Source organism: Klebsiella sp. MBT K-1 (assembly GCF_002556465.1).
GTDB classification, from domain to species: Bacteria; Pseudomonadota; Gammaproteobacteria; order Enterobacterales; family Enterobacteriaceae; genus Klebsiella; species Klebsiella grimontii.
The window spans coordinates 1-13306 of the sequence record NZ_PDEL01000022.1 but is presented as its reverse complement, the minus strand read 5'-3'; the positions used below and the strand labels follow the sequence as shown (position 1 = coordinate 13306).

General features: G+C 55.4%; 13 protein-coding genes and 1 tRNA gene. 5 read left to right on the top strand and 9 right to left on the bottom strand.

The window, feature by feature from the left end; genetic code table 11:
* Positions 1-8 precede the first annotated feature (8 nt).
* On the top strand, positions 9-290 hold the full coding sequence (gene ppiC / locus CMQ96_RS25360) for a peptidylprolyl isomerase PpiC (protein ID WP_004127352.1): 282 nt from the start codon (positions 9-11) through the stop codon (positions 288-290).
* Positions 291-342: 52 nt separating this feature from the next.
* The gene (gene ppiC, locus CMQ96_RS25355) at positions 343-624 is read left to right on the top strand and encodes a peptidylprolyl isomerase PpiC (protein ID WP_004127351.1); all 282 of its coding nucleotides are present in this window, start codon (positions 343-345) and stop codon (positions 622-624) included.
* Between the two features lie 100 nt (positions 625-724).
* Here ppiC (CMQ96_RS25355) and ilvC read toward each other — a convergent pair whose 3' ends face one another.
* The gene (gene ilvC, locus CMQ96_RS25350) at positions 725-2200 is read right to left on the bottom strand and encodes a ketol-acid reductoisomerase (protein WP_004133304.1); all 1476 of its coding nucleotides are present in this window, start codon (positions 2198-2200) and stop codon (positions 725-727) included.
* Between the two features lie 163 nt (positions 2201-2363).
* Here ilvC and ilvY point away from each other — a divergent pair, with 163 nt between their 5' ends.
* The gene (ilvY, locus tag CMQ96_RS25345; protein ID WP_098067519.1) at positions 2364-3254 is read left to right on the top strand and encodes an HTH-type transcriptional activator IlvY; all 891 of its coding nucleotides are present in this window, start codon (positions 2364-2366) and stop codon (positions 3252-3254) included.
* A 58-nt stretch (positions 3255-3312) separates the two neighbouring features.
* Here ilvY and ilvA read toward each other — a convergent pair whose 3' ends face one another.
* The 6 genes from ilvA to ilvL form a co-directional block, all read right to left on the bottom strand.
* A complete protein-coding gene (ilvA, locus tag CMQ96_RS25340; protein WP_098067518.1) occupies positions 3313-4857 on the bottom strand; it encodes a threonine ammonia-lyase, biosynthetic in 1545 nt (514 codons plus the stop codon).
* A gap of 2 nt (positions 4858-4859) precedes the next feature.
* On the bottom strand, positions 4860-6710 hold the full coding sequence (ilvD, locus tag CMQ96_RS25335; RefSeq protein WP_024360642.1) for a dihydroxy-acid dehydratase: 1851 nt from the start codon (positions 6708-6710) through the stop codon (positions 4860-4862).
* A 60-nt stretch (positions 6711-6770) separates the two neighbouring features.
* Positions 6771-7700: a branched-chain amino acid transaminase gene (locus tag CMQ96_RS25330; RefSeq protein ID WP_004097473.1), complete on the bottom strand. Its 930-nt coding sequence runs from the start codon at positions 7698-7700 to the stop codon at positions 6771-6773.
* A gap of 16 nt (positions 7701-7716) precedes the next feature.
* On the bottom strand, positions 7717-7974 hold the full coding sequence (ilvM, locus tag CMQ96_RS25325) for an acetolactate synthase 2 small subunit (protein ID WP_004107599.1): 258 nt from the start codon (positions 7972-7974) through the stop codon (positions 7717-7719).
* Complete coding sequence (gene ilvG, locus CMQ96_RS25320; protein ID WP_024360643.1) at positions 7971-9617, bottom strand: acetolactate synthase 2 catalytic subunit; 1647 nt, start codon at positions 9615-9617, stop codon at positions 7971-7973. Before ilvG ends, ilvM begins: the two co-directional genes overlap by 4 nt.
* A gap of 139 nt (positions 9618-9756) precedes the next feature.
* On the bottom strand, positions 9757-9855 hold the full coding sequence (ilvL, locus tag CMQ96_RS25315; RefSeq protein ID WP_001311244.1) for an ilv operon leader peptide: 99 nt from the start codon (positions 9853-9855) through the stop codon (positions 9757-9759).
* Between the two features lie 349 nt (positions 9856-10204).
* Between ilvL and CMQ96_RS25310 the strand changes: the two genes are divergently transcribed.
* Positions 10205-11725 (top strand): YifB family Mg chelatase-like AAA ATPase, encoded by a 1521-nt coding sequence (locus CMQ96_RS25310; RefSeq protein ID WP_098067517.1) that lies wholly within the window; start codon positions 10205-10207, stop codon positions 11723-11725.
* Positions 11726-11748: 23 nt separating this feature from the next.
* On the opposite strand, the gene CMQ96_RS25305 is transcribed toward CMQ96_RS25310, so the two are convergent.
* Positions 11749-12087, bottom strand: a complete 339-nt coding sequence (locus CMQ96_RS25305; protein ID WP_004097464.1) for a DUF413 domain-containing protein — start codon at positions 12085-12087, stop codon at positions 11749-11751.
* Between the two features lie 118 nt (positions 12088-12205).
* Between CMQ96_RS25305 and hdfR the strand changes: the two genes are divergently transcribed.
* Complete coding sequence (hdfR, locus tag CMQ96_RS25300) at positions 12206-13027, top strand: HTH-type transcriptional regulator HdfR (protein ID WP_024360645.1); 822 nt, start codon at positions 12206-12208, stop codon at positions 13025-13027.
* Positions 13028-13109: 82 nt separating this feature from the next.
* Here the strand turns inward: hdfR and CMQ96_RS25295 are convergent.
* Positions 13110-13185, bottom strand: a tRNA-Trp gene (locus CMQ96_RS25295).
* Positions 13186-13306 lie beyond the last annotated feature (121 nt).

The following is a 13306-nucleotide window of genomic DNA, read 5'->3' as shown; positions in this document are numbered from 1 at the left end:
ACAAAATAATGGCAAAGAGCGCAGCAGCCCTGCACATCCTGGTTAAAGAAGAGAAGCTGGCGCAAGAGATCCTCGCCAAACTGGAACGTGGCGTAAGCTTCGATCATCTGGCCAAGCGCTATTCAAAGTGCCCCTCCGGGCGCAACGGCGGCGATCTCGGCGAGTTTAATCAAGGAGTCATGGTTGGGCCGTTCGATAAGGCAGTCTTCAGCTGCCCGCTGCTCAAACCTTACGGGCCGGTCAAAACCAAGTTTGGCTACCACATCATTAAGGTGCTGTATCGCCGCTAGCCCATGCTACTATTGCGCCCTGATTCATCCCCTATTCAATCAAGGTACGATCATGGCAAAAACGGCAGCAGCACTGCATATTCTGGTTAAAGAAGAGCAGCTGGCACTGGATCTTCTGGAGCAAATTAAAAACGGCGCCGATTTCGGTAAACTGGCGAAGAAGCACTCGATCTGCCCGTCAGGCAAACGCGGCGGCGATTTAGGTGAATTCCGCCAGGGCCAGATGGTGCCGGCGTTTGATAAAGTCGTCTTCTCCTGCCCGGAGCTGGAGCCCACCGGCCCGCTGCACACCCAGTTTGGTTATCACATCATCAAAGTGCTGTACCGGAAATAAACAACAAAGCCTTCTCGCTGAGAAGGCCTTGAATGTTTGCTCCCTCTCCCTGTGGGAGAGGGCTGGGGTGAGGGTATCCCCCCACCACCGTCGTTTTTATTTACCCGGCAACCGCAATGCGTTTCATATCAGTCATGTAACCACGCAGTTTCTTACCAACCTGCTCGATAGCATGGCCGCGAATGGCTTCGTTCACGTCGCGCAGCTGAGCGTTGTCTACCGCGCCTTCGGCAATCGCTTTGCCCAGGTCGCCGGTCTGCAGGGTGGTCATGAACTCTTTCAGCAGCGGTACGCAAGCGTAAGAGAACAGGTAGTTACCGTATTCAGCGGTATCGGAGATAACCACGTTCATTTCGTACAGACGCTTACGAGCGATGGTGTTGGCGATCAGCGGCAGCTCGTGCAGTGATTCGTAGTAAGCAGACTCTTCGATGATGCCGGAATCCACCATGGTTTCGAACGCCAGCTCAACGCCCGCTTTCACCATCGCGATCATCAGAACGCCTTTATCGAAGTACTCCTGCTCGCCGATTTTACCTTCAAATTGCGGTGCGGTTTCGAACGCGGTTTTACCGGTTTCTTCACGCCAGGTCAGCAGTTTCTTATCGTCGTTGGCCCAGTCAGCCATCATGCCGGAGGAGAATTCACCGGAGATGATGTCATCCATATGCTTCTGGAACAGCGGCGCCATGATCGTTTTCAGCTGTTCGGACAGCGCGTAAGCACGCAGCTTAGCCGGGTTAGACAGGCGATCCATCATCAGGGTGATACCGCCCTGCTTCAGCGCTTCGGTGATGGTTTCCCAGCCGAACTGAATCAGTTTTTCGGCGTATGCCGGGTCGGTACCCTCTTCCACCAGCTTATCGAAGCACAGCAGAGAACCGGCCTGCAGCATACCGCAGAGGATGGTCTGCTCGCCCATCAGGTCAGATTTCACTTCCGCGACGAAGGAAGATTCCAGAACGCCCGCACGGTGACCGCCGGTCGCCGCAGCCCAGGCTTTAGCAATCGCCATGCCTTCGCCTTTCGGATCGTTTTCCGGGTGAACCGCGATCAGGGTCGGTACGCCGAAGCCGCGCTTGTACTCTTCACGCACTTCGGTACCCGGGCACTTCGGCGCCACCATCACGACGGTGATATCTTTACGGATCTGCTCGCCAACTTCCACGATGTTGAAGCCATGAGAGTAGCCCAGCGCCGCGCCGTCTTTCATCAGCGGCTGAACGGAACGCACAACGTCAGAGTGCTGTTTGTCCGGAGTCAGGTTGACCACCAGGTCAGCCTGCGGGATCAGCTCTTCGTAGGTACCTACTTTGAAGCCGTTTTCGGTCGCTTTACGCCATGAAGCGCGCTTTTCGGCAATCGCTTCTTTACGCAGCGCGTAGGAGATATCCAGACCGGAGTCGCGCATGTTCAGACCCTGGTTCAGGCCCTGAGCGCCACAGCCGACGATGACCACTTTTTTACCCTGAAGGTAGCTTGCGCCATCGGCGAATTCGTCGCGACCCATAAAGCGACATTTGCCCAGCTGCGCCAGCTGCTGGCGCAGGTTCAGTGTATTAAAGTAGTTAGCCATGGTGATACCTCGTGATGTTGTGCTGTCTTATTGTTCGGTTCGCTTGCCGTGTCTGTGCAAGAGAGAATGAACTTACTATATGACAGGAAATTTATTGCGGAAATTGATATATTCACAACGTCACGTTGCAATTTCTGCAATGTAAAATTGTGGAGTGCCGCCGGTGGACTTACGCGATCTAAAAACCTTCCTGCATCTGGCGGAAAGCCGCCATTTTGGCCGCAGCGCGCGAGCGATGCACGTCAGCCCCTCCACGCTTTCCCGGCAGATTCAGCGCCTGGAAGAAGACCTTGGGCAGCCGCTGTTTGTCCGCGATAACCGCACGGTAACGCTTACCGAAGCGGGAGAAGAGCTCCGCACCTTTGCCCAGCAGACGCTGTTGCAGTATCAGCAGCTGCGCCACGCTATCGATCAGCAAGGTCCGTCGCTGTCGGGCGAACTGCATATCTTCTGTTCGGTGACCGCCGCCTACAGTCATCTGCCGCCGATTCTCGATCGTTTCCGCGCCGAACATCCCTCGGTGGAAATAAAGCTCACCACCGGCGATGCCGCCGATGCGATGGAGAAAGTGGTCACGGGTGAGGCCGATCTGGCGATTGCCGGGAAACCCGAGATGCTGCCTGGCGCGGTGGCGTTTTCCATGCTGGAGAATCTGGCGGTGGTGCTGATCGCCCCGGCGCTGCCTTGTCCGGTTCGCAACCAGATCTCGGTGGAGAAACCCGACTGGGCAACGGTACCCTTCATTATGGCCGATCAAGGGCCCGTGCGCCGCCGCATTGAGCTGTGGTTTCGCCGCCATAAAATCAGTAATCCGTCGATTTACGCTACGGTGGGCGGACATGAAGCCATGGTTTCTATGGTGGCGCTGGGCTGCGGCGTCGCGCTGCTGCCGGAAGTGGTGCTGGAAAATAGCCCGGAACCAGTACGCAATCGCGTAATGATTCTGGAGCGCAGCGACGAGAAGACCCCTTTTGAACTCGGCGTCTGCGCGCCAAAAAAGCGGCTGCATGAGCCGCTGATTAATGCATTCTGGAATTTGCTGCCTGGCCACTAGTGCCGGATGCCTGAACCGGCCTACAACCCGATCGTAGGCCAGATAAGCGCTGCGCAGCCTAACCTGCGAGGAAGAACCTGAACGCTGGATTATTGCTCTCGTCGTGACAATCGTAGCCCAGCTCATGCAAGCGGGTTTCAAAATCAGGCTCGTGATCGCCCAGTTCGAATGCCGCCAGCACGCGGCCATAATCGGTACCGTGGCTGCGATAATGGAACAGAGAAATGTTCCAGTGGGTGCCAAGGGTATGCAGGAACTTCAGCAGGGCACCGGGGGATTCCGGAAACTCGAAGCTGAACAAACGTTCCTGCAGCGGCTGCGACGGACGCCCGCCCACCATATAGCGCACGTGAAGCTTAGCCATTTCATCGTCAGAGAGATCCACTACGCTGTAGCCGCCCTCGTGCAGCAGGTTGAGGATCTCTTTCCGCTCTTCCAGACCACGGCTCAGGCGCACGCCGACAAAAATGCAGGCATTTTTCGCATCGGCGAAGCGATAGTTAAATTCAGTGACCGAACGGCCGCCCAGCAGCTGGCAGAACTTGAGGAAGCTACCCTTCTCTTCCGGAATGGTGACCGCCAGCAGCGCTTCACGCTGTTCCCCCAGCTCGCAGCGTTCGGAAACGTAGCGCAGGCCGTGGAAGTTGACGTTCGCGCCGGAAAGCACGTGCGCCAGGCGTTCGCTGCGAATATTATGCTGAGCGATATATTTTTTCATCCCCGCCAGCGCCAGCGCCCCGGAAGGTTCAGCCACCGCGCGTACGTCTTCAAACAGGTCTTTCATCGCCGCGCAGATGGCATCGCTATCGACAGTAACGATGTCGTCGAGATACTCCTGACACAGACGGAAAGTCTCATCGCCGATACGTTTAACCGCTACGCCTTCGGCAAAGAGCCCGACGCGGGGTAAATCAACCGGATGACCCGCATCCAGCGCGGCTTTCAGACAGGCAGAATCCTCGGCCTCAACCGCAATGACCTTAATCTGCGGCATCAGCTGTTTGATCAGCACCGCCACGCCCGCCGCAAGACCGCCGCCGCCGACCGGGACAAATACGCGATCGATATGGGCATCCTGCTGCAGCAGCTCCAGCGCCAGCGTACCCTGCCCGGCAATCACCATCGGGTGGTCGAAAGGCGGTACCCAGGTAAAGCCCTGCTGTTGCGCCAGCTCGATAGCTTTGGCCTTGGCTTCATCAAAGTTCGCGCCGTGCAGCAGCACTTCGCCGCCGAAGCCGCGCACCGCATCGACTTTGATATCCGCCGTGGCGGTTGGCATGACGATCAGCGCCTTCACGCCCAGGCGAGAAGCCGAGAAAGCCACGCCCTGCGCATGATTACCCGCCGAAGCGGTAATCACGCCATGCGATTTTTGCTCTTCCGTCAGCCCCGCCATCATCGCGTACGCCCCGCGCAGCTTAAAGCTGTGCACCGGCTGACGATCTTCACGCTTCACCAGCACAACGTTATCGAGGCGCGACGAGAGCTTTTCCATTTTTTGCAGCGGCGTGATCTGCGCGGCTTCATATACCGGCGCGCGCAGTACCGCTCTGAGGTATTCCGCCCCCTCGGGGGCGGCGGACAGGGGTTGCGACTCGGCCATTATTAACCCCCAAGTTTCGATTTATCACGCACCGCGCCTTTGTCGGCGCTGGTTGCCAGGCTGGCGTAGGCGCGAAGGGCAAAGGAAACCTGACGCTCACGATCTTTCGGCGTCCATGCTTTATCACCGCGCGCTTCCTGAGCTTCGCGGCGCGCCGCAATCTCGGCATCGCTCAGCTGCAGCTGAATACCGCGGTTCGGGATATCGATAGCAATCATGTCGCCATCTTCAATGATCGCGATATTGCCCCCGCTGGCGGCTTCCGGAGAAACATGGCCAATGGAAAGACCCGAAGTACCGCCGGAGAAGCGTCCATCGGTAATCAGCGCGCAGGCTTTACCCAGACCCATTGATTTCAGGAAGGTCGTCGGGTAGAGCATTTCCTGCATCCCCGGACCGCCTTTCGGCCCTTCGTAGCGAATAACCACCACGTCACCGGCGACAACCTTGCCGCCGAGGATTGCATCCACAGCCGCGTCCTGGCTTTCGTATACCTTAGCCGGGCCGGTAAATTTGAGGATGCTGTCGTCAACGCCGGCGGTCTTCACGATGCAGCCATTCTCGGCAAAGTTGCCGTACAGAACCGCCAGACCGCCGTCCTTGCTGTAAGCATGTTCCAGCGAGCGGATACAGCCTTCTGCGCGATCGTCATCCAGGGTATCCCAGCGGCAGTTCTGAGAGAAAGCCTGCGTTGTGCGGATACCCGCAGGGCCAGCGCGGAACATTTTTTTGACCGCTTCGTCCTGCGTGACGGTGATATCGTACTGCTCCAGCGTCTGCGGCAGGGACAAACCAAGCACGTTTTTCACGTCGCGGTTCAGCAGCCCGGCGCGATCCAGTTCGCCTAAAATGCCCAATACGCCGCCCGCGCGATGAACATCTTCCATATGATATTTCTGCGTACTTGGCGCGACCTTACACAGCTGCGGCACTTTACGGGAAAGTTTATCGATATCGCTCATGGTGAAGTCGATTTCCGCTTCCTGCGCCGCCGCCAGCAGATGCAGTACGGTATTGGTAGAGCCGCCCATGGCGATATCCAGCGTCATGGCGTTTTCAAACGCCGCCTTATTGGCGATATTACGCGGCAGCGCAGAGGCGTCGTCCTGCTCGTAGTAACGTTTAGTCAGCTCAACGATACGCGAGCCCGCATTGAGGAACAGCTGCTTGCGATCGGCGTGAGTCGCCAGCAACGAGCCGTTACCCGGCTGCGACAGGCCCAGCGCTTCGGTCAGGCAGTTCATGGAGTTCGCGGTGAACATCCCTGAACAAGAGCCGCAGGTCGGGCAGGCGGAACGTTCAACCTGATCGCTCTGATCGTCGGAGACTTTCGGGTCAGCGCCCTGAATCATCGCATCGACCAGATCGAGTTTAATGATCTGATCGGACAGCTTGGTTTTCCCGGCTTCCATTGGGCCGCCGGAAACAAAAATTACCGGAATATTCAGGCGCAGAGACGCCATTAACATCCCCGGGGTGATTTTGTCGCAGTTGGAGATACAGACCATCGCATCAGCGCAGTGGGCATTAACCATGTACTCCACCGAGTCGGCGATCAGTTCGCGGGATGGCAGTGAATAAAGCATACCCCCGTGGCCCATGGCGATACCATCATCCACCGCAATGGTGTTGAATTCTTTGGCGACGCCGCCAGCGGCTTCGATTTGCTCAGCAACCAGTTTGCCGAGATCGCGCAGGTGAACGTGGCCCGGCACGAACTGGGTGAAAGAGTTCACCACGGCGATAATCGGCTTACCAAAATCATCGTCGGTCATTCCAGTGGCGCGCCACAGCGCGCGGGCACCCGCCATATTACGGCCGTGAGTGGTTGTGGCGGAACGGTACTTAGGCATGCTTTAGTTACTCCCAGTTTCGGTGAAATGGGGCGTTGCGTGTCGCCCCATTTTTTATGCTTATTGATTAACCTGATCCAACCAGCCCCATTTATCCTCGGTTTCACCGGTGAAGAGGCCAAAGAATGCTTGCTGAATGCGCTTGGTGATCGGGCCGCAGCGGCCTTCGCCCACCTGAATACCATCAACGCTGCGTACTGGGGTGATCTCTGCGGCAGTCCCGGACATAAAGACTTCGTCAGCCAGGTACAGGGACTCGCGGGACAATACCTGCTCGCGGACTTCCAGGCCCAGGTCTTTCGCCAGCTTGATGATAGCGTCGCGGGTAATGCCCGGCAGCGCGGAAGAGGTGAACGGCGGAGTAAACAACACGCCGTCTTTAACTTCAAACAGGTTTTCACCGGCGCCTTCAGAGATGTAGCCGTTCACGTCCAGCGCGATACCTTCCTGATAGCCATGGCGACGCGCTTCGCTGCCGACCAGCAGCGAAGAGAGATAGTTACCGCCGGCTTTGGCCGCGGTCGGAATGGTGTTTGGCGCCGCGCGATTCCAGGAAGAAACCATCGCATCGATCCCCTGATCCAGCGCTTCGGCACCCAGGTAGGCGCCCCACGGGAACGCCGCGATGATCACGTCAGTGTTATAGCCCGGAGGCGGGTTGACGCCCATGCCAACGTCGCCGACAAAGACTAACGGACGGATATAGGCGCTGGTCAGGCTGTTTTTACGAATAACTTCGCGACAGGCTTCCATCAGCTCATCGACGCTCTGAGAAACCGGGAAACGATAGATTTTGGCTGAGTCATGCAGACGCTGCATATGTTCACGGTGACGGAACACCACCGGTCCCTTGTGAGAGTCGTAGCAACGGATGCCTTCAAATACGGAAGTCCCGTAGTGCAGCGCATGGGACATCACGTGAACCTTCGCCTCGCCCCACGGAACCATCTCACCATTGAACCAAATGTAGTCAGCTTTTTTCGTCGTCATTATTCTTCCTTTGCGCTCAGGCGCGAATTTGTTGTGATGTAGGTTGCTGGATCTCGACGCAGGCGACGTCCACCAGTTTGCTTAATTGACTAAACAGTAATTCGACGGGCCGCTGGCTGGCAACGGTCAGTTCGATATTAATATTCCGGGCATCGGCGGCGGTTTCCATATTCATCGCGCAAATCTGGAACCCGCGATGGCGTACGACGCGCAGCACGCGTTCTAAGGTTTCAGGGTTAAAGCGAGCCTGCAAGGCGACCTGATGTTGCATCATGATAATTTCTCCAGCATTTCTGCATTACTGGCACCGGGCGGCACCAACGGCCAGACGTTCTCAAGTTCATCGATTGAGACATGAAGCAGGTAAGGCCCCTGGCTCGAAAGCATGGTGTCGAGTGCCGCTTCAACCTGGTCTTTACGGGTGATGTGTTGACCAGGGATGCCGAAGGCGCTGGCCAGAGTAAGAAAATCGGGGTTATCGGTAAGAGTGGTTTCGCTATAACGTTCCTGAAAAAACAGCTGCTGCCATTGTCGAACCATTCCTAAACGCTGGTTGTCCAGTAAGACTATCTTCAGCGGCAGCTGCTTGCGTTTTACGGTGCCCAGCTCCTGCACGTTCATCATGAAGGAGCCGTCACCGGAGATACAGATAACCGTATCATCGGGGCGGGCCACCTGCGCGCCTACTGCTGCCGGCAGGCCAAAGCCCATTGTCCCTAATCCGCTGGAAGTGATGAAATTCTCCGGACGCGTATAGGTCATATGCTGCGCTGACCACATCTGATGCTGGCCCACATCGGTGGTCACGACGCAATCTGCTGGTTTGCGCTCGGAAAGCTGCTTCAGCAGCAGCGGAGCATAGATGGCCTCGCCCGGATGATCGTAGCGCCAGGCGTGCTCGGCGCGCAGCTGCGCATTACGTTGACGCCAGGCATCAATAGACAGCGGCTGCTGCAGCGCGGGCAGCATTACATTCAAATCGCCGGTCAGGCCGATATGCGCCTGACGGAGCTTGTTCAGTTCAGCCGGATCGATATCCATATGGATAACTTTGGCGTGCGGGGCAAACGTATTCAGCTTGCCGGTGACGCGATCGTCAAAGCGGGCACCTACCGCGATCAGTAGGTCACATTCCTGTACCGCCAGGTTGGCCGCCTTGGTGCCGTGCATCCCCAGCATCCCCAGATAGTAGGGATAATCCGCCGCCACCACCCCCAGCCCTTTCAGGGTGGCGGTCGCTGGCATTTGCGTGACGGTAAGAAATTCGCGCAGCGCCGGAACTGCCTGCGCCATCCCCACGCCGCCGCCAACGTATAACATCGGCTTCTGCGACTGAGTCAGCATCTGCAAAGCGTATTCGATATCCGCATATGGAAAATCAACGTCGTCGGCTACCATGGAAAAATGCGGATCGAGATCGCCCTGAGCCAGCTGGATGTCTTTTGGGATATCGACCAGCACGGGACCGGGGCGCCCGGAGTTTGCTACGTGGAAAGCTTCGGCAATGATGCGCGGCAGTTCTTCCAGCGACTGCACCAGGAAACTGTGCTTGGTGCATGCCAGCGATAAACCGAGAACATCAACTTCCTGGAATGCGTCGGTGCCAATGAACGGGGCCGCAACCTGGCCGGTGATAGCAACAACGGGAACGGAATCAAGCAGCGCGTCGGCGAGGCCGGTGATCAGGTTGGTTGCGCCAGGCCCCGAAGTGGCGATACACACCCCGGTTTTGCCGGTAGCCCTGGCATAGCCGATAGCCGCCATAGCCGCGCCCTGTTCATGCCGGCACAATAGGTGTTCCACGCCGCCGTCATACAATGCATCGTAAACCGGCATAATTGCTCCACCCGGATAGCCAAAAACGGTATCGACTCCCTGTGCTCGCAAAGCATGTACTACCCACCGCGCCCCATTCATAGTTACTTCCCCGTCGTAGATCGAGAGAAACAGAATTTTATGCTACCAGCCATCGTCTGCTCCTCTTTTCTGTTTTTAAGTTATAAAAAAACCCCCGGACCTTTCGGTGCGGGGGTCTTAGTTCGTTAAGGCTTGTTTTTTAAGCCTTTCCTCGTCCAAGTGCAGCCCCGCACGGTGGGATAATAATCACCACCACGCTAATCACGACCAGGCTAATCACTCGTAGAAGGGCTGTCATTTTATGTTCTTTCTGGCTTCATGTTCGAAGGAATACCTAAAGAGGTACCACAGACATCACGTTAAACACAAGATTTTTTTATGACCGCATTTCTTACCTTGCTAACCATTTACGAAAAAACAATTGTTTTTAATAGAAAAAATATGAAATGAAAATATTTCAATTTGTGGCGTACTCCACAGCACTTTTTCTGTTCCTGACTGACAACCGTGTTTTGCGAGCCAGTATCCAAAGCGAGTGCAAAGTGGCAATGGGCCAAAAATTGGCTGGAAGCAAGCATGTAAAATTTAATATTGCCGAATTACTCGATAACAGATCCCCGACATAATCCTGGCTCTCAGGAGGTTTTATGTCACTCGCCATTGTTTACACCCGCGCCGCTCTCGGGATCGGCGCACCGCTTATCACGGTTGAAGTTCATATCAGCAACGGACTCCCTGGCCTGACCATGGTAGGGCTGCCGGAAACAACGGTGAGAGAAGCGCGTGACCGGGTACGTAGTGCGATTATCAACAGCGGCTACGCTTATCCGGCGAAAAAAATCACCATTAATCTGGCTCCGGCCGATCTGCCAAAAGAAGGTGGAAGATATGATTTACCTATCGCTCTCGCGCTTCTGGTGGCCTCAGAGCAGCTAAATGCTACCAGGCTAAATCAATATGAGTTTGTCGGCGAGCTGGCGCTTACAGGCGCTCTGCGTGGCGTTCCTGGTGCCATATCCAGCGCCATGGAGGCAATAAAAGCGGGTCGGAAGATTGTTATCTCTAATGAGAATTCTCCGGAGGTAGGATTAATCGGCGGCAGTGACTGCCTTATCGCCACCGATCTCCAGGAAGTCTGCGCTTTTCTCGAAGGTCGCAATCCCCTCACTCATCCACTCTCAGAAGGAGAGTATTCGGATGATACACCGGTTGACCTGCGTGATGTTATTGGCCAGCAGCAGGGGAAACGCGCGCTGGAAATTATCGCCGCAGGTGGCCACAACCTGCTGATGATAGGCCCGCCCGGCACCGGTAAAACGATGCTCGCCAGTCGATTACCGGGACTGCTACCGCCGTTGAGTAACCAGGAGGCGCTGGAAAGCGCGGCAATACATAGCCTGGTCGATTCCACGCGTGCGACGAAAAATTGGCGTCGCAGGCCCTTTCGCGCCCCGCATCATAGCGCCTCCCTGGCGGCCATGGTGGGTGGCGGCTCAATTCCGGCACCAGGAGAGATCTCGCTGGCCCATAATGGCGTCCTGTTTCTGGATGAGCTGCCTGAATTCGAACGCAGGGTACTGGATGCGTTACGAGAACCGATTGAGTCAGGGGTTATCCATATCTCTCGCACGCGCGCCAAAATTGATTATCCGGCCCGTTTCCAGCTTATTGCAGCGATGAACCCCAGCCCGACAGGGCACTATCAGGGCCAGCATAATCGCGCCTCGCCACAACAGACGCTACGCTACCTGGGCCGTTTATCCGGCCCGTTTCTCGACCGGTTCGATCTCTCTCTGGAGATCCCACTTCCGCCGCCGGGAGTACTCAGTCAGGGAACACACGAGGAGGAAAGTAGCGCCAGCGTGCGTCAACGTGTTCTGGCCGCACGCGAAAGACAGCTATCACGACAGAAAAAACTTAATGCGCATCTGGGAAATGATGAGATGAAAATCTGCTGCCGGCTTCATCAAGATGACGCTATCTGGCTGGAGCAGACGCTAACTCAGCTTGGACTTTCAATCCGCGCCTGGCAACGCCTGCTTAAAGTTACCCGGACTATTGCGGATATTGAAGCCGTCGATTGCATCGAACGTCATCATCTGCAGGAGGCTCTCGGCTATAGGGCAATAGACAGAATGTTGAGCCATCTACAAAAAATGATGGCGTAAAAAAAGGGCTTACGCCCTTTTTCTTAATCATCGCTTTCTGTGTAATCTTCCGTACCTTCCACCTGCGGCTTGCCGCCGGACAGAGTATGGAAACGCTTCGGACGCTTAATGCGCGCCATGTACTTAATCCAGACGCGTTCTGCTTCCGTTGCGGGCTCACGTTCACCACGGCATACCGAAACAAACTGTTTTTCATCGTCGGTGACAGGCTCGCGTTTACCTAGTTCGAGTTCATTAAAGGCATAACCATGACGTTCCAGCAGTTGCGCCTCTTTGATGGTGAAATCTCCATGACGGGAAAACCCGCGCGGATAATTTTTATTGTCGAAAAAACGATTAGTTGTCGTAAAGCTTTCCGCCATCCTACACGCTCCTGATTCTTTGGCCGAGCTAATTATGGCGCGGAGTATTAGTTACGCTTGACAGAGCGTCAAACAAAACATTTAAATCATCACGACAAATAATTTTGCGGAGAAGAGTGTGGATACGGAATTGCTGAAGACTTTCCTTGAGGTGAGCAGAACTCGCCACTTTGGCCGAGCCGCAGAGGCGCTTTATCTGACGCAGTCAGCAGTTAGCTTTCGTATTCGTCAGCTGGAGAACCAGCTGGGGGTGAACCTTTTTACCCGTCATCGTAATAATATCCGTCTGACTTCAGCCGGAGAGAAACTGCTGCCCTACGCCGAAACCCTGATGAATACCTGGCAAGCTGCGCGCAAGGAGGTCGCGAATGCTTCCCGACATAATGAATTTTCGATCGGTGCCAGCGCTTCTCTCTGGGAATGTCTGCTTAACGGATGGCTGGGCAAGCTCTATACGGAGCCCTATAACCTCCAGTTTGAGGCGCGGATTGCGCAGCGCCAATCGCTGGTCAAACAGCTGCATGAACGCCAGCTTGATCTCTTGATCACGACAGAATCGCCGAAGATGGATGAACTAAGCAGCCAGTTACTGGGTAATTTTACATTAGCGCTTTATTGTTCATCACCGGCTAAGTACACGAATGAATTGAATTATTTACGCCTGGAATGGGGGCCGGATTTTCAACAAAATGAAGCCGGATTGATCGGAAATGATGATATTCCTCTGCTGACCACCAGTTCTGCCGAATTAGCGTACCAGCAACTCAGCGCCCTTAAGGGCTGTACATGGTTGCCCGTGCTCTGGGCGCAGGAGAAAAATAACCTGCATACGGTGACCGACAGTGCGACGCTTTCAAGACCCCTCTATGCAATTTGGCTACAAAACAGCGACAAACAAGCGCAGATTCGTGAGATCCTGAAGCACAATATATTGGGATAGACGCACTCCTCCAGGGACGGAGGAGGATCGGCGGGAAATTTAAAGCAAAAAAAATCCTTTGCCTGAGCAAAGGATTATTATATGGCAGGGGCGGAGAGACTCGAACTCGCGACACCCGGTTTTGGAGACCGGTGCTCTACCAACTGAGCTACGCCCCTAAATTTTCTTATCATTAAGCCTGCATTATCAGCAGGCTTAATTTTTTTAATAAGTGGCGGAACGGACGGGACTCGAACCCGCGACCCCCTGCGTGACAGGCAGGTATTCTAACCGACTGAA

Bases quoted from the DNA above. Each gene is read 5' to 3' on its own strand.
- ppiC (WP_004127352.1), top strand. From the start codon at position 9: ATGGCAAAGAGCGCAGCAGCCCTGCACATCCTGGTTAAAGAAGAGAAG.
- ppiC (WP_004127351.1), top strand. From the start codon at position 343: ATGGCAAAAACGGCAGCAGCACTGCATATTCTGGTTAAAGAAGAGCAG.
- ilvC (WP_004133304.1), bottom strand. From the start codon at position 2,200: ATGGCTAACTACTTTAATACACTGAACCTGCGCCAGCAGCTGGCGCAG.
- ilvA (WP_098067518.1), bottom strand. From the start codon at position 4,857: ATGGCCGAGTCGCAACCCCTGTCCGCCGCCCCCGAGGGGGCGGAATAC.
- ilvD (WP_024360642.1), bottom strand. From the start codon at position 6,710: ATGCCTAAGTACCGTTCCGCCACAACCACTCACGGCCGTAATATGGCG.
- CMQ96_RS25330 (WP_004097473.1), bottom strand. From the start codon at position 7,700: ATGACGACGAAAAAAGCTGACTACATTTGGTTCAATGGTGAGATGGTT.
- ilvM (WP_004107599.1), bottom strand. From the start codon at position 7,974: ATGATGCAACATCAGGTCGCCTTGCAGGCTCGCTTTAACCCTGAAACC.
- ilvG (WP_024360643.1), bottom strand. From the start codon at position 9,617: ATGAATGGGGCGCGGTGGGTAGTACATGCTTTGCGAGCACAGGGAGTC.
- ilvL (WP_001311244.1), bottom strand. From the start codon at position 9,855: ATGACAGCCCTTCTACGAGTGATTAGCCTGGTCGTGATTAGCGTGGTG.
- CMQ96_RS25310 (WP_098067517.1), top strand. From the start codon at position 10,205: ATGTCACTCGCCATTGTTTACACCCGCGCCGCTCTCGGGATCGGCGCA.
- CMQ96_RS25305 (WP_004097464.1), bottom strand. From the start codon at position 12,087: ATGGCGGAAAGCTTTACGACAACTAATCGTTTTTTCGACAATAAAAAT.